The organism is Weissella viridescens (assembly GCF_003862435.1).
Classification (GTDB): domain Bacteria; phylum Bacillota; class Bacilli; order Lactobacillales; family Lactobacillaceae; genus Weissella; species Weissella viridescens_A.
Genome location: NZ_RHGY01000008.1, coordinates 47,645 through 65,271, shown reverse-complemented (window position 1 = coordinate 65,271; position 17,627 = coordinate 47,645). Strand labels below are relative to the sequence as shown.

Below are 17,627 nucleotides of genomic sequence, written 5' to 3'. Positions count from 1 at the left end.
AACATGAGTCAATTAAAAAAAGTAGTCAAAAAAACCCTATCTCCTGAGATGACGAATTTTTTAGCGAGTCGCTATAATTACATCAAGTATCATTATCGTATTTTTGAATGGTTTGCCCCACAAGCAGAAGTCGTAACGCCTAAGTTAGCTGATAACGGTGTTTTCTACATTTTTGGGACACCTATTAGTGGTAACTTGGGTGATCAAGCAATTGCCATGGCGCAATCACGTTTCTTACAAGATCATTTTAAAAGTAACCCAGTGGTTGAATTTCAAATTAATGAGACGTTATCTGGTGTGAAATATTTGCGTAAGCAAATTAAACCCAACGATGTCATCTTTATTCAAGCGGGTGGGAACATTGGTGATATCTACTATGATGCAGAAAATGTGCGTCGGAAGTTAATCAGTACTTTCCCAAACAATGCAGTGGTGCAGCTTCCACAATCGTTGACCTTCCGTAATCCAGAACAACTTGGATTTGATGGGCGCGTGTCACAAAATATTTATAAACAACAAAAGCAACATTTTTATCTGTTTGCGCGTGACCATGTCAGTGAAGCAAAGCTTAAACAAATTTTCCCTGAGAACAACATTCAATTGGTACCAGATATTGTACTATCATTGAATGAACGTGCTGAGACCCAAAAGAGCGGGGTATTGTTCGCGTTGCGGTCAGACGTTGAAAAAGAACTTGATGATACGTTGGTTGATCAATTACGCCAACACATTCAAAATGAAGGCTATGCCATCAATGAGACGGATACCGACATTGGGGTTGCGCTTGATAAATTTACTCGTGATGCAGCCGTCCAAAAGAAAATTGCTGAATTCCAAGCTGCTAGCTTAGTCGTCACAGATCGCTTGCACGGTATGATTTTCTCAGTGATTACTGGAACACCAGCAATTGTTTTTGATAACTACAATTCTAAAGTTAAAAACGAATATAATGATTGGCTATCTGATTATGAAAATATTCGCTTCTTTGAACAAAAAGATCACAATCAAGATATCGTAGCTGAAGTACAACAAGCTTTTGATACCATTATTGGTGGCGCTGTACCGGAGTTTGATGTTGGGGCAAAGTATAAGCCACTGCTGGATACGATTGGCGACCTTGTCCAAAAGTCCGAGAACAAATAGGGAGTTGAACATGAAAAAAGTGCTTTTTATTGCAGCGAAAGCGAATATGATTCAACAATTCAATATTAGAAACATTCTGATGACGCAAACCTTGGGCATGGAAGTCCATGTTGCCTGTGATTTCATTGACTACGGATCAATGGATGAGGCTGAGACGAACAAACTCATCCATTGGCTTGATGAAGTTGGGGTGGTTAGGCATCAAGTGCCATTTGGTCGTGGGATTGGGAGTGTGCAAGGTAATCGTGAATCTGCCAAAGCACTCGCCGCCGTGCTTGATGATGGCAATACGAGTGATTGGGCTTTTGTACATTGTCACTCACCATTAGGTGGGATTATTGGACGCTATGTCGCCCATAAATTCAAGATTCCAACGATTTATACAGCCCACGGATTCCAATTTTTTAAAGGCGGACCGAAAAAAAATTGGGTCTTTTACCCGGTTGAGAAAGCCTTTAGTTATTGGACAAATGATTTGATTACGATTAATCATCGGGATTATCGATTAGCTAAAAAGCATTTTAAAAAGCCAACCGTTGACTACATTGCGGGAGTTGGGATTGATGTTGAGGGTGCGTTAGCTGTACCAACAACTGAGAAACAAACAATACGTGAAAATGCCCGTGCCGCATTGGGCTTATCAGCTGATGATTATGTTTTAACTACGATTGGTGAGTTGAACGACAATAAAAATCAAATTGTTGTGCTTGAAGCAATGGCGAAACTGAAGCAACCACAAATGAAGTTATTAGTGGCTGGCGTTGGCCCTAACTTAACGATGTTGCAAGAAAAAGCGACAGAATTAGGAATTGCAGAACAAGTACAATTCTTAGGTTATCGTGCTGATATTACAAATATTCACTATGCCGCTGATTTGAATGTTTTTCCTTCTTTACGTGAGGGACTGGGCTTAGGTGGCCTGGAATCATTGGTTGATGGGAATTATGTGATTGGCTCGCAAAATACTGGAATGGCTGACTATTTGACTTCTGAAGATTTAGGGATGTTGGTTAATGTGACGGATGTTGACGCGATTACGCAAGCAATTGCGCAAGTTTATCGTGAAAAAAAGGTCCCTGCTTTAGAAAAGCATCGCACAGAACTCATGAAATTTGATGATAGTTCGGTTGACGCGAATATGCTTAAAATTTATAAGAAATATCTATAAGGAAAAGGACATCCAATGGGGTGTCCTTTTTTAATATGTGAATATTGACATATATTGGGCAAGTGAGTGGTACAATAAACATGTAGACAGGATTTTGGTATTAAAAAAAGGAGTAGCAGGATGACAAAAGTTGCATTTATTACTGGTGCTGGCCAAGGAATTGGTGAAGCCATTGCAAAGCGTTTAGTCTTGGATGATTTTAAAGTGGCCATTGCTGATTTGAATATTGAAACAGCGCAAAAAGTTGCTGACGAGATTAACGCACATAACGCTGATACGGCTCTAGCAGTCGAAGTTAACGTCGCCAAGCGAGACCAAGTTTTCGATGCTGTTGAAAAAACAGTGGCACATTTTGGAGATTTAACAGTATTGGTGAATAATGCTGGAGTCGCGCCTTCTCAACCAATCCTTGATGTCGATGAGAAGACACTTGAGTTAGCAGAAGAAATCAATATCAATGGGACTGTTTGGGGAATCCAAGCGGCCACAGCAGCCTTTAAGAAGCTCGGTCATGGCGGTAAAATTATTAATGCCAGTTCACAAGCTGGAATTGAAGGTAATCCAAACTTAACGGTTTATGGATCAACCAAGTTCGCAATTCGAGGCATTACGCAAACAACTGCCAAAGAATTGGCACCATTAGGTATTACGGTAAATGCTTTCGCACCAGGAATCGTCAAGACCCCAATGATGATGGGAATTGCACACGATGTTGCCCAAGAAGCGGGTGAATCCGATGAATGGGGCTTGAAGCAATTCTCTGATGGCATCGCCTTAGGTCGTTTGTCAGAACCAGAAGATGTTGCAAACGGCGTGGCCTTCTTGGCTGGAGCGGATTCTAACTACATGACTGGTCAAACACTCGTTGTTGATGGTGGTATGGTTTTCCACTAATAAAAATAAACAAAAATGCTTACTGAAAAGTAAGCATTTTTTTAGTTTATAGTTGTGTCAGTTCGGGTGTGGTTTGGCAAAGCCAATCTGGTTTTTCGGATTTTAAAGCTGTTTGTGTGTGGGCGCCCCATGTGACGGCTGCTGTTTTAACCCCAGCGGCTTTACCCATTTGTAAATCATGTGTGGCATCCCCAACCATGACTGTATTATCAGGATTTAGTTGGTATCGGTCTAGTAAAATCAAAATGCCATCCGGAGCAGGTTTGTAGTGTGCCACTTGATCAGAACCAATCCAGTCAGTAAAAAATGACATTATCCCTAAGCGCTCAAGATTACGTTCCAGGACTTGGGTCGGTTTACTCGTCACAATGAAAAGCGTGTGACCGTTTGCTTTTAGGTCGGATAACGTGGCAGTGATTCCTGGGATCAGTGTGACTTGACTGGATTCTAATGCCTGTGCGTGTTCACGGAAGCGGTTTAACAATGCATCGTATGTCGTTGGGGTGAAGTTATGGTTGGGAATCATTGCCTTAAAGGATGTCTCAATAGGAATGCCCATATAGTACGCAATTGTCTCAGTGCTTGGTTCAGGAAGCGCAAAATCTCGAAACGCAGCCTGCGTGGCTAACGCAACGGTGGCCCCTGAATCAGCAAGTGTCCCATCAAAATCAAATAATATATTTTGCATGCAATGCCTCCAATTGATTTTAAGATTAAGATTACCTATATTAATTGAAATATTATAATATAAATCTTGAAATTACTAGTAAATGGGCATATATTATGAGAAATCAAAATAACGAAAATGAGGATAGACGTTTTTATGAATAAAGGACGAGTCGAGGCATTTACGGATGCGGTCATTGCAATTATAGTGACCATCATGGTTTTAGAGTTAAAAGTGCCAGATGGCTATACATTCTCCGCCCTGCTTGAAGAATGGCCAGATTTTATCGCCTACGCCGTTAGTTTTAGCTATATTATGGTGGCGTGGTACAACCACCACTATATGTTTGGGTTAACCCATACGGTGACGCGAAAAATGTTTTGGGCTAACAATCTATGGATATTTATGACGTCGCTTTATCCTGTATCTACGGCCTGGCTGGGGGAGGATTTAGACCATTGGCAGCCGGCCATGTTTTACCTGATCATTTATACGCTTTGGGCATATGTCTACACGTATTTGACACATGTGATTGCTCAGGCCAATGCCGGAACTGCTGTACAGGGGAAAATTTTAAATATGCCAATTTATAAGATGTTAAGTAGTAAATACATGGCATTAGGACTGTTGATTGCCTTTGGTTTGGTTTATATTTACCCACCAGCAGTTTTGATTTTATCAATTCTGTTCCTTCCGGTATGTATGCGGTTGGTGTCAGATGATTCTGATAAACTAGATCAAGCAAAAAAGGATGGTGCAGCGTAATGGTTGTAAGATGTGCTTGGGGTGAAGATCCGATAAATCAGGCGTACCACGATCATGAATGGGGACGTCCACAATTTGAGCCACGGGCCCTGTTTGAAGCATTAACACTGGAACTAATGCAATCAGGACTATCATGGAAAACCATTATGAACAAGCGGGATAATTTTAAGTTAGCTTTTTCAAATTGGGATTATAATCAAGTGGCACAGTACGATGAAGCTAAAGTAGATGCCTTGGTGCAAGATGCATCAATCATTCGGCATCGCAAAAAAATAGAAGCAGTGATTAATAATGCGCAATGTATGGTTGAAATGGAAGCCACCACGATCGATTTTTCGGCATATATCTGGCAAGTTGTTGCAGGAATGCCGATTGTGAATCATTGGCAGCACAGTGATGAAGTCCCGGCCACAACGCCCCTTGCAACAGAACTGAGCCGGGATCTTAAACGACGTGGTTTTAAATTTGTGGGACCGACGACGACCTATGCATTTTTACAAGCGATTGGTGTGATCAATGATCATCTTGAAAGCTGTGATTTTAAATATAATTAGCAATCTCAAGGAGGAAGTAGCATGACACAAATTTATGATTTTAAATTAGATGAGATGGATGGATCTAAATTAGATTTAGCTGATTATAAAGGAAAGGTGTTGCTCATTGTGAATACGGCTAGTAAATGTGGACTAGCTGGGCAACTCAGTGGGTTACAAGCTTTGTACGAAAAATACTATGCAAAGGGTTTAGTCGTGATTGGACTACCATCAAATCAATTTAAAAATGAATTAAGTACTGATTCTGAAACGGCTAATTATTGCCAAATGCATTACGGTGTCACTTTTCCCATGACCCAACGAATTGAGGTGAATGGTCCGAATACCGCGCCGCTATTTACTTATTTAAAGGAACAGAGTGGACACGGCATGATCAAGTGGAATTATACAAAATTCTTGATTAATCAATCTGGTGAACTTGTTCATCGCTATGCACCAATTACGAAACCAGAGCGAATTGAACCTGAAATTGAAAAATTACTTAAATAAAAAAGCTAACCTAGTCACGTCTACGCGGACTCTGGTTAGCTTTTTTGTTAGTGGCTGCTAGTCAAATTAATCCCGATTAAACTAATCAACAATAAGACAACGAAGACCCAGGTAATCGGAGAAATATGATCGCCGAAAATAATGACCCCAGCAAGGATGGCACCAACGGCACCGATACCAGTCCAAACGGGATAAGCTGTACTCAAAGGAAGGGTTTTGGTCGCGAGCGCCAAGAATCCAAAACTAAGCACCATCCCCGCCAAGGTAGCTAAGACGAACGGCCACTTTGTAAAACCGTCACTGAGTTTCATGGTGGTTGCCCAAACAACTTCAAAAATTCCTGCTAAACCTAAATAAAGCCATGCCATGTGTGTTTCCTCCAAAATAAAAAATGCCCCCAGCGATACCTTCTTTGACCTAATGGTATCGGTGTGACATTTCATGTGATGCGCCCGGTGGCGCTGATTTAATTTTTGATAAAATGTAGTTTAGCACAGGCGACCAGCTTTAGCAATGTTTGGTACAATGCAGTATAAGTAAACCAAAAAGGAAACGTGAACCTGATGAAAACAAAAAACATCTTATATTGGATTGAGGAGACTTTTGATTGGCAAAACTTAGCAATTACCGTTGCGAGTCTAATCGTCATGGGTTTGGTGGGCCACTATGGGGTGCGCTATGTCATGAATAAGTTGTCACACCATAAATTTAAGCATTTCCCAAAATCGGCACCGCTGGTTATTCGTGCGCTAGCAGGGCCTATCACAGTGATTGTTTATACGGTCGGCATTAACTTGTTGTTTGAGTATTTGCACGCACCACATAGTCTTGTCTTGATTGCTAATCAAGTTTTGCGAACGTGGATTTTGATTAGCTTTGGCGTGATTTTGTATCGACTCATTCCAATGCTTATGGCAACCGTGACGATGGTTGGACGCCATAAAAAATTTGAAGTGAGCGAAATTATGCGCTCGTTTTTGACGACAATTTTACAGATTTTGATGGTCGTTGTGATTATTTTTGCGATTCTTGAAACCTGGCAAATTAATATTAACGGCTTGTTTGCTGGTGTGGGATTAACCGGTCTAGCCGTTTCGATGGCTGCACAAGACCAAATTAAAAACTTTTTGGGTGGTGCCGTCATTATTGGCGAAAAATCATTTTCGATTGGCGATAAAATTGAATCACCTTCAATTCATGGCACGGTGGAAGATATTACGTTTCGTTCAACGAAATTGCGAACATCAACGGGGGCCCTACAAGTTGTTCCCAATTCAACCCTAGCCAATGAACCAATCACCAATGATAGTCGGATGGACGTCCCACGTATTACGTTGGACTACTATCTTGATGTTGATACATCAGATGAACAAGTGAGTCAGTTACGTCAACGCATCTTAGATTTCTTATCACAAGATGATCGATTTATGGCAAAGCATATGGAATACCAAGTTAAAATCCCAGAAATTGTGAACCAAGGGATTCACATTCAAGTCAATGGGCCGTTGTCACCTTCCGGTAAGGCTGACCACGGAGATGAAGCCAAGGCAATTTTGAATTTGAATGTTCTTAAATCGGCCAAAGCACTGGATATTAAGTTTGCCAAGGCGGATCCACTGGAAGCAGGAGGCTAAACATGTTTACGAATCAAGATTTTAATATTTTTAAGGCACCAACTTTATCTGAACGGATGACGCTCATTCAACAACAAATTGATCCAAAATTTGAGGAGTTCGCACAACGCGCATTGCCCATTTTAAATCAGGATGGTCAAACCTGGTATGCCCATGTGGCGAAGCATTTGCGTCGAACGGTTTACCCACCTGACAATACGTGGGTCGCGTTTGCCCCAAATAAGCGTGGCTATAAAATGGTGCCCCATTTTGAGTTGGGCCTCTGGGAAGATTGTTTGTATTTGTATCTGAGCTTTTTGGAGAATCTAAAGTCCGATGCACAGCAACAAGCCCGATGGACTGAACGATTAAGCAACCAAAAAAGTGCATTTTTGGCATTGCCTGAAACATTTGTGATTAGTCCTGATCATATGGAACCAGCGGTCCTTGCCTTAAATGCAACTAATTTTGAAACAACGGTGACGCAATTTGGACAAAAAAAGCATACTGAGTTTTCAGTAGGGGTTAGAATTGAAAAAGGGGATGCCCGGTTCGGAACACCAGCTTTGGATGACGCATTATGTGATGCGTTGAAACAGTTACAAACAGTATATGAACGTATACAAGCCGAACAAGAATAAACGAAAAGGATTGTGAAGATGCCTAAATACCTGATTTTGGCGGAAAAACCGTCAGCAGCTAAAAATTTTGCAAAGGCATTAGGCGGAACGTCAGGTCATTTTTCAGATTTTGATTATCGAATTATGAATTTACGAGGTCATCTGATGACCTTTCGTGAGCCCGATGAAATGGTTCCAGAAACATTGGCCAAAAAGTATAAATCGTGGAAGCTAGCCGACATGCCGTGGCGACTTAATGATTTGAATTGGCAAAGAACGTATATCCGCACGCGAACTAAAGGTGCAACAAATAAGCAGTTGCTTGATCAAATTAAATCAGAGCTCAAACAAGGTTATGATGGGATTATCATTGCGACTGATACAGATCCATCAGGTGAAGGCGATTTATTAGCGTTTGAAGCAATCGACGCGATGAAGTGGCAAGGCCCGGTTTTTCGCGCTAATTTTATGGATGAAACACCACAATCCATTCAGCAAGCGATGCGTCAGCTGGTGCCCATTGCCGATAAATGGCAATATGGCCCATACCTCAAAGGTGAGAGTCGCAGCCGGTGGGATTTTGCATCGATGCAGTTAACACGGATTGCGACCACTTTAGTTAAAGGGGCCGGCTATGCTGTGGTAGCCCGGGAAGGGCGTTTAAAATCGGTCATTATATGGAAGATTTATGAACAATGGCAGAAGATCAATGCCTATGTGCCAATACCATTTTATGAAGTGAAATTTAAAGATCCGGCTGGGCACGTTTTTGCACGTAAGGTTGATCCTAAAATTGAGGGGTTACCTTGGCGGCATGCGCAAAAATCAGCCGGGGAAGCAGATTTAGCGAACTATCATGAGAGCCCAGTGACCAACGAACAACACGTCACTAAGCGACAAGCACCACCTAAGTTAATTGATTTGGCTGGATTAGCTGCGCTTTTGGCGCCACAAGAGCTTTCGGCAAAACAAGTTTTAAGTACGTACCAAAAATTATATGAGGCACAGTATGTGTCATATCCACGAACAGAAGATCGTAATGTGACACCAGAACAATTTAATGAACTATTACCGGTAGTTGACCAAATTGCTGATTTGGTGCAAGTAAATCGACAATTACTGAGTCATCGCCAGCCGCGTAAAACGCACGTAAAACCGCAGGGAAGTCACGGAGCGAACCGTCCTGGAACCAAGGTGCCAGCATCATTGGATCAATTGGATAAGTATGGTCCTGGCGCACAGCAAATTTATACGACGCTTGCGAAAAATTATTTAGCGATGTTAGCAGAAGATTATGTTTATGACCATGTTACGGCTGAGTTGCTCGATTATCCTGACTTTAAGACAGCCTTCAATGTGCCAATCGCGTTGAACTACAAAGCGATCTTCAATGTGGAAACGGATGATACCGAGAGTCAGAGTGCAACACTTGGTCCAAAAGCACAGCCCGATTTAGCTGAAGGTAAAAATCCTAAGCCACAAACGCCGACAACCAAATGGATTATGGCTTATTTGGAAAAGCACAATGTTGGAACGGGGGCAACCCGGGTTTCGACCCTTTCGGATATGAGTCAAGGGACGAAGGGGATGCTCAAAGAAGCGCGGGGAAAACTAACCCCAACGCAAACCGGAAATATTTCTGCAATCATGGTAGAAAATACTTGGATTGCATCGCCCAAAATTACAAAACGGCTCTTTGAAATGATGGATGAGGTTGAACAGTTCAAAATGCCAATGCCGCAGCTATTGGATTCCGTAACGCAAGTAATTGCACATGATATGCCGCAAATGGAAGCGAACGTTGCCAATCTGAATCAACGCCTAGGTCCACCGCCAAAGAAACGTAAGGTTAAGGCAAAGCCAAAAGCTGAGCAAGTGACTGGCATGTTTAAAGGGCAAGAGATTCATTTTGCAAAAACCTGGGGTAACCATACATTTACGGATGCGGAAATTGCTGATTTATTGGCTGGTAAGACAATTACATTTGAAACAACAACTAAACAAAAAAAGCCGTTTACAGCGAAAGGTCAGCTAGGAAAAAGGACATTTCGTGGCAACGAATATGTTGGTTTTAAATTGATAAAAGGTTGAAGACAAAGCTCAAAGTGCTGATATATCAGCATTTTGGGTTTTTTGAAAATTTTATGATTGGCTTTATGAAAACGCTTGCATAAACAATTTTCATGTGCTAATATTATTCATGTACTAAAGAGAACGATTTATAAATTTTGAGGAGAAATGATTATGGCAATTTTAATTGCGTTGATTCCAGCATTGGCTTGGGGATCAACAGGTATTATTACAACAAAGATGGGTGGATCGGCCGCTCAAGGAACATTGGGAATGACTTTAGGGGCCTTGATTTTTGGTCTATCAACTTTGTTATTCTACGTGATTCCTACGGCGGGGCTTGATTTTGCCTTCAATCCTCGTATTTGGATTGTTGGATTTGTTTCAGGTTTGTTCTGGGCCATTGGAACTGCTGGACAGTTCGTTGCCTTTAAGAAGTTAGGGGTATCAGTTGGTAACCCGGTTTCTACTGCTAGCCAAATTGCATTAAATGCTTTGATGGCCGCTTCTGTTTTGGGCGAATGGACTAATGGTAAGATGTGGTTCTTTGGACTATTGGCCATCATTGCTGTGGTTATCGGTGCCGTTTTGACATCATTGCCTGATCCTAATTCAAAGGCTGCTCCAAATCCTGAAGCTGATCCTAAGGGTGGTTACATTGCCATTGCCATTTCATCATTAGGATTCATGATGTATTTCGTATTCCCAAACTTGTTGAACAAGTTTGGCTTCATTTCAGACGCGGTTCACGGCGCACCTCGTGGAAGTGGATTACACTACATGACTGCAATCGTGGGACCACAATCAATTGGTCAAGTTATCGGAGCCCTCATTATTGTGGTATTCGTTATGCACCAAGGTAAGACAATGTGGCAACCTGCAACATTCCGTAACATCCTTACTGGATTGGTTTGGGGTGTTGGTAACATCGCAATGTTCATCTCAGCTGCAAATCCACAAATTGGACAAGCAACTGCTGCAACTTTGTCACAACTTGGTATTATCGTGGGAACTTTTGGTGGAATTTACATCTTGCACGAAAAGAAGACATCACGTCAAATGCTTTATATCTCAATTGGAACAATCTTGGTTGTTGTTGGAGCCGTGATTATCTCAAACTTGAGTAGCTTAGCTTAAACGATTATGGAAGGTACTGAAAATTTTCAGTGCCTTTTTTATTATCCTGAGAATGGTTAGGAATGTGCTAAAATAAAGGATATAAATGGAATTTCTTAGAGGAAAACGGTTTCATTTTAATAAGAACATGTTATAATCGGTATATACCAATTTGAAAAGGAGTGTTAAGACAATATGACGACACTAAAATTTGATGCAAGCAAGTTATCAACCTTCGTAAACGATGATGAACTGCAATTGATTCAACCAATGGTTGATGCAGCTGATGGCCTACTACATAAGGGAACTGGCGCTGGTGCAGACTACTTAGGCTGGCTTGATTTGCCTGTTGATTACGATCAAGATGAATTTTTGCGCATTAAGCAAGCTGCACAAAAGATTCAATCAGATTCAGAAGTCTTGGTAGTGATTGGAATCGGTGGCTCATATCTTGGCGCTCGTGCCGCAAATGATTTTTTGAATGATTACTTTGATTCAGCTTATCCAGCTGACCAACGTAAGATGCCACAAATCGTTTTTGCTGGTAACTCAATTTCACCACAATATGTTAATTCATTAATTAAGTTGATTGGTGATCGTGACTTTTCAATTAACGTGATTTCAAAATCAGGAACAACAACAGAACCGGCAATTGCTTTCCGTGTATTTAAGGAACTGCTAGAAAAGAAGTACGGTGAAGAAGCAGCGCGTGAGCGTATTTATGCCACAACGGATGCCCACAAGGGTGCTTTGAAGCAAACAGCTGATGATGAAGGCTATGAAGAATTTGTTGTGCCAGATAGTGTTGGGGGACGTTTCTCAGTGCTTACTGCAGTTGGATTGCTACCAATTGCAGCAGCTGGACATGACATTGATCAATTAATGGCTGGAGCGGCGCAAGCGCGTGCTGACTACTCAGACACAGATGTTACGAAGAATGATGCCTATGCTTACGCCGCATACCGTAACATCCTTTACCGTAAGGGTTATACAACTGAATTGCTTGTCAACTATGAACCAACGTTGCAACAATTCAGCGAATGGTGGAAGCAGCTCCAAGGAGAGTCAGAAGGTAAGGACGGTAAGGGCATCTTCCCAGCATCTGGAAACTTCTCAACTGACCTACACTCATTTGGTCAATACATCCAAGACGGTCGTCGCAACTTATTTGAAACTTTGGTGCGTATCGACACACCAGTTTCAGATGTCACAATTCCAGTATCTGACGCCGACGACGGCTTGGGTTACCTAGAAGGTAAGACAATGTCATATGTCAATAAGACTGCTTCTGACGGAACGCTTTTGGCCCACGTTGATGGTGGTGTGCCCAATATGATTGTTGAATTAGATCAACAAAATGAGTTTGCACTCGGCTACATGATTTACTTCTTTGAATTAGCTGTTGGTATCTCAGGGTACTTGAATGGGATTAATCCATTCAACCAACCTGGGGTTGAAGCTTACAAGTCAAACATGTTTGCCTTGCTCGGTAAGCCTGGCTATGAAGAAAAGACAGCAGAACTACGTGCCCGTCTCTAAAGCTAAATTATTTGCTTAAACACCCGTTCCATTGGAAGGGGTGTTTATTCTTGATAAAAAATAAGTTCAGGCTGTTCCAAGAAGCACTAACTTATGGTAATATTAATCGAAAGACAAAAATTGAGGAGATTTCAATCATGGCAACTATTGGTATGAATGATTTAAAGACTGGTTTGACAATTTTGTACAACCAATCAATCTGGCGTGTGTTGGAGTTCCAACACGTTAAGCCTGGTAAGGGTGCAGCGTTCGTGCGTTCAAAGTTGAAGAACTTGCGTACTGGAGCTGTTAACGAAGTAACTTTCCGTCCTGGAGATAAGTTTGAAACAGCAAACATTGTTTCAGCTGATATGCAATATTTGTATGCTGAAGGTGATTCACACGTCTTCATGGATACAGAAACTTACGAACAAGTTGCAATTCCAGATGACAAGATTCAAGATGCATTGAAGTTCTTGCTTGAAAACATGGTTGTTCGTGTAACAACTTATGATGGCGAAATCTTAGATGTTGAAGTACCAAAAACAGTTGAATTGACTGTTGCTGAAACACAACCTGGTATCAAGGGTGCAACAGCAAACGGTGGCGGAAAGCCTGCAACAATGGAAACTGGTTTGGTTGTCACTGTACCTGATTTCATTAATGCTGGCGATAAGCTAATCATTAATACTGATGACGGTGGATCATATTCATCACGTGCTTAATTACTGCGGTAAGGTGTACTTGCCCAAAAGCTGAGTACATCGCTGTTGTATGATAAGTGATAGTGCCGACCGGTTGCCGGCCGGCACTTTTATGTTTTAAGGAGGAAATCCATGGCAGAAGAAACTATTGTATTAGACCAACCAACTGGCACTGAAGGAACGACCCGCGTTAACGTACGGGTCTTAGACATCATTGCCGCACTTGCAGCACAAGAAGTTGAAGGTGTTGCAAGTTTGCGTGGTTCATTTTCTGATCGTGCCCAAGAAGCCTTTGGTCGCCGCGTGCGTGGCAAGGGCGTTGAAGTGGTTCAAGACGAATCAGGATTAACAATTGATTTGTATGTGTACCTTACCTACGGGGTTAGCGTACCGAAGCTTGCCGTGCAGATTCAAGAGCGCGTTAAGATGCAAATTGCAGCAATGACTGAACTTAAGGTTAATGCTGTGAACGTACACGTGGAGGGGATGATTTCTCCAAAGACAGCCCGCACAATTGATCCAAATAACTTATTTGGTGAAGAAGATACGCCGGAGGATGGCCAATAGCATGACGACATTAAACCGACACCAAGCCCGTCAAGCGGCATTCCAAACTTTGTATAGCTTGGGAATTAATGCTGATGCAGATATCGATACGGTTCTACGTCAGGTATTATCAGGTGACCCAGAAGTTTTGTGGGAAGGTGATTTGCCACAGGACGTCGTTGACCTTGTTAGTGCTGTGCGCGACCATCAAGATGAACTTGATTTACAAATTTCAGACTACTTGGCTGATGGTTGGACAATTGATCGATTGAATGTTGTGGATCTTGCCTTGTTGCGTTTAGCGCTTTATGAAGGACAGTCAACGGATACGCCAAAGAGTGTTGCGATCAACGAAGCACTCCAGTTGGCGCATGATTTTACAAATGATGATTCACGTAAGTTTATTAATGCCGTCCTGAATAAAGCCTTGACGCAAGACGAATAATCATCTATAATCAATATTTGTTAAGAAATAAAGTAACGGCATCCCGCTGTTCACCTTGGTAAGCGTACTTATCGGGTTAATCATTTATAACTATTCTTAGTTTTGATGTTTACAGCGGGTTATCGTATGCAATATACGGTAAGCCGCTTTTATTATACATTTATTTCATGCCAAGTTTTATCGGAGGTAAGGACCATAGCAAACGCACGTCAACCACAACAACAGCAAAAAGATTTAATCAATGATCGTATTCGCGCTCATGAAGTTCGTTTAATTACGGATGATGGTGATCAAGGAGTTATTCCAAAGGATGAAGCTCAAAAGATGGCCGATGACGCAGAACTTGATTTAGTATTGGTGCAAGCAACTGCTAAGCCACCAGTTGCTAAAATCATGGATTACGGTAAGTTCAAGTTTGATTCTCAAAAGAAGCAACGTGAACAACGAAAGAATCAAAAAACTGTTAGTGTTAAAGAGATTCGTTTAAGTCCAACAATTGATGACAACGACTTTAATACCAAAGAAAAAGCTGCAACTAAGTTTTTGGAAAAGGGTAACAAGGTTAAGGTTTCAATTCGTTTCCGTGGGCGTGCCATCACCCACAAGGAAATCGGACGTGAAGTAATGAACCGATTTGCTGAAGACTTGCAAGGAATTGCAAAAGTTGAAGCAAGAGCAAAGATGGAAGGGCGCAGCATGTCTATGGTGCTTGCACCCAAAGAAACTAAGTAACTAGACCAGTTTGGAGGAAAAATACAATGCCAAAGTTTAAGACACACCGCGCTTCAGCAAAGCGTTTTAAGAAGACTGCTAATGGTGGTTTGAAGGGTGCCAACGCGTACACATCACACCGTTTCCACGGTAAGACAAAGAAGCAACGTCGTCAATTGCGTGGGACTTCAATGATGAACCACACAACTTTGAAGAACTACGTTCACATGATGGGACGTTAATCTGTACTTTTGTACATTTTCGAAATCTAAATTAGCTATTTTATAAAAAGAATTACTGGAGGAATTATCCATGCGAGTTAAAGGTGGAACAGTTACGCGCGCACGCCGTAAAAAGATGATCAAGTTGGCCAAGGGTTACCGTGGTCAACGTAGCATTAACTATCGAGTTGCCAAGGAACGTGTTTGGAAGGGTTGGACGTACGCTTTCCGTGATCGTAAGCAAACAAAGCGTAACTTCCGTAAGTTGTGGATTGCACGTATTAACGCTGCAGCCCGTATCAACGGTTTGTCATATTCAAACTTCATGCACGGTTTGGCTTTGATGGGTACAACTGTTAACCGTAAGATGCTTGCTGACCTTGCTATTACTGATCCTGAAGCATTTGCTGCTTTGGCTGAATCAGCTAAGAAGGCTTTGTCAGAAGCTGGTAAGCACGTTGCCACAAAGACACCTGCTACAACAGAAAAGACTGTTGCAATCAACGTAGCTGCTCCTAAGGCAGCTAAGAAGTCTTCTTCAGATGCAAAGCCATCAGACAAGAACACTGTTGCAGAAATCAAGGAATACTTGACTGCTAACGGTATCGACTTCCCAGCATCAGCTAAGAAGGCTGAATTGTTGGCATTGGTTTAATCAGTAATTAATACACTTACTTTCGAGTGAGTGTATTTTTTTATACATAAATGACGGTTAAGGCCCAACTGATGGATAAACTTGGGACAAACGGGGCTTGGCGTTCACGATAAAATAGGGCTTGTAGGGCAAGTTGAATGAGGCAAGCACAATTTAGCCAACTGAATCCAATGAGATTTGGTGTCAGACATAAACCGCAAGCCAGGACATCTAAATCACCGTTCCCAATCCAACGTTGCTGGTTTAGCTGATTGAGATAAAGGACACATAGATAACTGATCCCAATCAACAAGCAAGTTTGCCAATGAAGGACAGTCGCAATACACCAAAAAGGGAATAATAGAAAAGAATTTATTGATTTAGTTGATAAATCTTGTTGTCCTAAACAAATTAAGACCATTAAAAAGAGGTAAGTGATAAAAATGTACATGTCGCAACTCCTTTCTCGATGCAGATATAGACGGGATTTAGAGATGAAAGTTCATTTTTGACACGCCCGGGATTGTGGGCAAAATGAATGCCTTAACACCGCCTTTAAATTGCACAGAAAAAACTTGCATCTTGTTGGAATAGATGATATATTATTGATTGTGCTTTAAGTGAGCAAGGGTGTTTACGTGTTCAACGTGACGTGCTGAACTCTTAAACGAAAAGTACCATTTATGCATTATTACGTGTATTTAAGCGATACGCCTGGTAATGTGGACTAGACACTATATAGAAAAATTGAAAGGGGACTCTAGGACATGCCTACTATTAACCAATTGGTTCGTAAGTCTCGTAAGTCACAGAGCACAAAGTCAAAGTCACCAGCTTTGAACTTTGGTTATAACTCACAATTAAAGAAGGCCACTCGTGTTTCTTCTCCACAAAAGCGTGGGGTTGCAACTCGTGTTGGAACAATGACACCTAAGAAGCCTAATTCAGCTTTGCGTAAGTATGCACGTGTACGTCTATCAAACTTGATCGAAGTTACTGCATATATTCCTGGTATCGGTCACAATCTTCAAGAACACTCAGTTGTTTTGATTCGTGGTGGTCGTGTTAAGGACTTGCCTGGGGTACGTTACCACATCATTCGTGGTGCCCTTGATACAGCCGGTGTTGAAGGACGTATGACTTCACGTTCTAAGTATGGAACTAAGCGTCCAAAGAAATAAGGGGAGGACATAAATAATGCCACGTAAGAGTTATACAAAACAGGCTGAAGTTTTGCCTGATCCAATTTATAATTCAAAGCTTGTTTCACGTTTGATCAACCGTTTGATGATTGATGGTAAGCGTGGAACTGCTTCAACAATTTTGTACGATGCTTTTGATCGTATTAAGCAAGAAACTGGTGAAGAACCTTTGACAGTTTTCGAAGAGGCTATGAACAACATCATGCCTGTATTGGAAGTTAAGGCTCGCCGTATCGGTGGATCTAACTACCAAGTTCCAATCGAAGTTCGTCCAGAACGTCGAGTAACGCTTGGACTTCGTTGGTTGGTTCAATACGCACGTTCGCGTGGAGAGCACACAATGGACGAACGTCTAGCTAAGGAAATTATGGATGCTGCCAACAACACTGGTGCATCTGTTAAAAAGCGTGAAGACACGCACAAGATGGCTGAAGCCAACCGTGCCTTTGCACATTACCGTTGGTAATATTTCAAAATTTGGCTACAGCCCAACAAAGGCTATAGCCATTTTTGTGTATTTTGCGGTATAATTGTTATAAGACAGATT

21 protein-coding genes and 1 pseudogene are annotated in these 17,627 nt (G+C 41.7%); 20 read left to right on the top strand and 2 right to left on the bottom strand.

The features are described 5' to 3' along the window. Nucleotides 1-3: 3 nt before the first annotated feature. The 3 genes from D3P96_RS07145 to D3P96_RS07135 all read left to right on the top strand — a co-directional run bounded on the left by D3P96_RS07145 (nucleotide 4) and on the right by D3P96_RS07135 (nucleotide 3,205). Nucleotides 4-1,143 (top strand): polysaccharide pyruvyl transferase family protein, encoded by a 1,140-nt coding sequence (locus tag D3P96_RS07145; RefSeq protein WP_185696122.1) that lies wholly within the window; start codon nucleotides 4-6, stop codon nucleotides 1,141-1,143. 10 nt (nucleotides 1,144-1,153) lie between these two features. Then, nucleotides 1,154-2,311, top strand: a complete 1,158-nt coding sequence (locus D3P96_RS07140) for a glycosyltransferase (RefSeq protein WP_185696121.1) — start codon at nucleotides 1,154-1,156, stop codon at nucleotides 2,309-2,311. Between the two features lie 120 nt (nucleotides 2,312-2,431). Beyond that, a complete protein-coding gene (locus D3P96_RS07135) occupies nucleotides 2,432-3,205 on the top strand; it encodes a (S)-acetoin forming diacetyl reductase (protein WP_124943687.1) in 774 nt (257 codons plus the stop codon). A 46-nt stretch (nucleotides 3,206-3,251) separates the two neighbouring features. Here D3P96_RS07135 and D3P96_RS07130 read toward each other — a convergent pair whose 3' ends face one another. Continuing rightward, nucleotides 3,252-3,893, bottom strand: a complete 642-nt coding sequence (locus D3P96_RS07130) for an HAD family hydrolase (RefSeq protein ID WP_124943686.1) — start codon at nucleotides 3,891-3,893, stop codon at nucleotides 3,252-3,254. A 135-nt stretch (nucleotides 3,894-4,028) separates the two neighbouring features. Here D3P96_RS07130 and D3P96_RS07125 point away from each other — a divergent pair, with 135 nt between their 5' ends. Genes D3P96_RS07125 through D3P96_RS07115 form a run of 3 tightly spaced genes read left to right on the top strand, consistent with a single transcriptional unit; the run spans nucleotide 4,029 to nucleotide 5,680 of the window. Continuing rightward, nucleotides 4,029-4,637, top strand: a complete 609-nt coding sequence (locus D3P96_RS07125; RefSeq protein WP_185696120.1) for a TMEM175 family protein — start codon at nucleotides 4,029-4,031, stop codon at nucleotides 4,635-4,637. Then, nucleotides 4,637-5,191: a DNA-3-methyladenine glycosylase I gene (locus D3P96_RS07120; RefSeq protein WP_124943684.1), complete on the top strand. Its 555-nt coding sequence runs from the start codon at nucleotides 4,637-4,639 to the stop codon at nucleotides 5,189-5,191. The genes D3P96_RS07125 and D3P96_RS07120 overlap by 1 nt, the downstream gene beginning before the upstream one ends. Before the next feature lie 21 nt (nucleotides 5,192-5,212). Beyond that, nucleotides 5,213-5,680, top strand: coding sequence for a glutathione peroxidase (locus D3P96_RS07115; RefSeq protein WP_124943683.1), 468 nt, complete (start codon nucleotides 5,213-5,215; stop codon nucleotides 5,678-5,680). A gap of 47 nt (nucleotides 5,681-5,727) precedes the next feature. Here D3P96_RS07115 and D3P96_RS07110 read toward each other — a convergent pair whose 3' ends face one another. Then, nucleotides 5,728-6,048: a DMT family transporter gene (locus D3P96_RS07110; RefSeq protein WP_124943682.1), complete on the bottom strand. Its 321-nt coding sequence runs from the start codon at nucleotides 6,046-6,048 to the stop codon at nucleotides 5,728-5,730. 195 nt (nucleotides 6,049-6,243) lie between these two features. Between D3P96_RS07110 and D3P96_RS07105 the strand changes: the two genes are divergently transcribed. The 14 genes and pseudogenes from D3P96_RS07105 to rpsG all read left to right on the top strand — a co-directional run bounded on the left by D3P96_RS07105 (nucleotide 6,244) and on the right by rpsG (nucleotide 17,546). Further along, nucleotides 6,244-7,314, top strand: coding sequence for a mechanosensitive ion channel family protein (locus D3P96_RS07105; RefSeq protein ID WP_124943681.1), 1,071 nt, complete (start codon nucleotides 6,244-6,246; stop codon nucleotides 7,312-7,314). A 2-nt stretch (nucleotides 7,315-7,316) separates the two neighbouring features. After that, on the top strand, nucleotides 7,317-7,934 hold the full coding sequence (locus tag D3P96_RS07100; protein ID WP_124943680.1) for a DUF1054 family protein: 618 nt from the start codon (nucleotides 7,317-7,319) through the stop codon (nucleotides 7,932-7,934). Between the two features lie 18 nt (nucleotides 7,935-7,952). Continuing rightward, entirely contained in the window at nucleotides 7,953-10,004 is a 2,052-nt protein-coding gene (locus D3P96_RS07095; RefSeq protein WP_124943679.1) for a DNA topoisomerase, read from the top strand. Between the two features lie 153 nt (nucleotides 10,005-10,157). After that, on the top strand, nucleotides 10,158-11,120 hold the full coding sequence (locus tag D3P96_RS07090) for a GRP family sugar transporter (protein ID WP_185696119.1): 963 nt from the start codon (nucleotides 10,158-10,160) through the stop codon (nucleotides 11,118-11,120). A gap of 174 nt (nucleotides 11,121-11,294) precedes the next feature. Continuing rightward, entirely contained in the window at nucleotides 11,295-12,638 is a 1,344-nt protein-coding gene (locus D3P96_RS07085; protein WP_124943677.1) for a glucose-6-phosphate isomerase, read from the top strand. A gap of 137 nt (nucleotides 12,639-12,775) precedes the next feature. Continuing rightward, nucleotides 12,776-13,342: an elongation factor P gene (gene efp, locus D3P96_RS07080; protein ID WP_057747013.1), complete on the top strand. Its 567-nt coding sequence runs from the start codon at nucleotides 12,776-12,778 to the stop codon at nucleotides 13,340-13,342. A 111-nt stretch (nucleotides 13,343-13,453) separates the two neighbouring features. Continuing rightward, nucleotides 13,454-13,888: an Asp23/Gls24 family envelope stress response protein gene (locus tag D3P96_RS07075; RefSeq protein WP_124943676.1), complete on the top strand. Its 435-nt coding sequence runs from the start codon at nucleotides 13,454-13,456 to the stop codon at nucleotides 13,886-13,888. Nucleotide 13,889: 1 nt separating this feature from the next. Continuing rightward, nucleotides 13,890-14,312, top strand: a complete 423-nt coding sequence (gene nusB, locus D3P96_RS07070; RefSeq protein ID WP_124943675.1) for a transcription antitermination factor NusB — start codon at nucleotides 13,890-13,892, stop codon at nucleotides 14,310-14,312. A gap of 126 nt (nucleotides 14,313-14,438) precedes the next feature. Further along, on the top strand, nucleotides 14,439-15,044 hold the full coding sequence (gene infC / locus D3P96_RS07065; protein ID WP_124943674.1) for a translation initiation factor IF-3: 606 nt from the start codon (nucleotides 14,439-14,441) through the stop codon (nucleotides 15,042-15,044). Between the two features lie 26 nt (nucleotides 15,045-15,070). Next, nucleotides 15,071-15,265, top strand: coding sequence for a 50S ribosomal protein L35 (gene rpmI, locus D3P96_RS07060; protein ID WP_057747006.1), 195 nt, complete (start codon nucleotides 15,071-15,073; stop codon nucleotides 15,263-15,265). A gap of 70 nt (nucleotides 15,266-15,335) precedes the next feature. After that, nucleotides 15,336-15,749 (top strand): annotated as a pseudogene (gene rplT / locus D3P96_RS08455) (50S ribosomal protein L20); the annotation flags it as partial. Beyond that, the gene (locus tag D3P96_RS08475) at nucleotides 15,744-15,899 is read left to right on the top strand and encodes a HeH/LEM domain-containing protein (RefSeq protein ID WP_432422551.1); all 156 of its coding nucleotides are present in this window, start codon (nucleotides 15,744-15,746) and stop codon (nucleotides 15,897-15,899) included. The pseudogene rplT and the gene D3P96_RS08475, both read left to right, overlap by 6 nt. A gap of 746 nt (nucleotides 15,900-16,645) precedes the next feature. Beyond that, nucleotides 16,646-17,059, top strand: a complete 414-nt coding sequence (gene rpsL / locus D3P96_RS07050) for a 30S ribosomal protein S12 (RefSeq protein ID WP_057747000.1) — start codon at nucleotides 16,646-16,648, stop codon at nucleotides 17,057-17,059. 16 nt (nucleotides 17,060-17,075) lie between these two features. Next, the gene (gene rpsG / locus D3P96_RS07045) at nucleotides 17,076-17,546 is read left to right on the top strand and encodes a 30S ribosomal protein S7 (protein ID WP_057746999.1); all 471 of its coding nucleotides are present in this window, start codon (nucleotides 17,076-17,078) and stop codon (nucleotides 17,544-17,546) included. The last annotated feature ends 81 nt before the right edge of the window (nucleotides 17,547-17,627 follow it).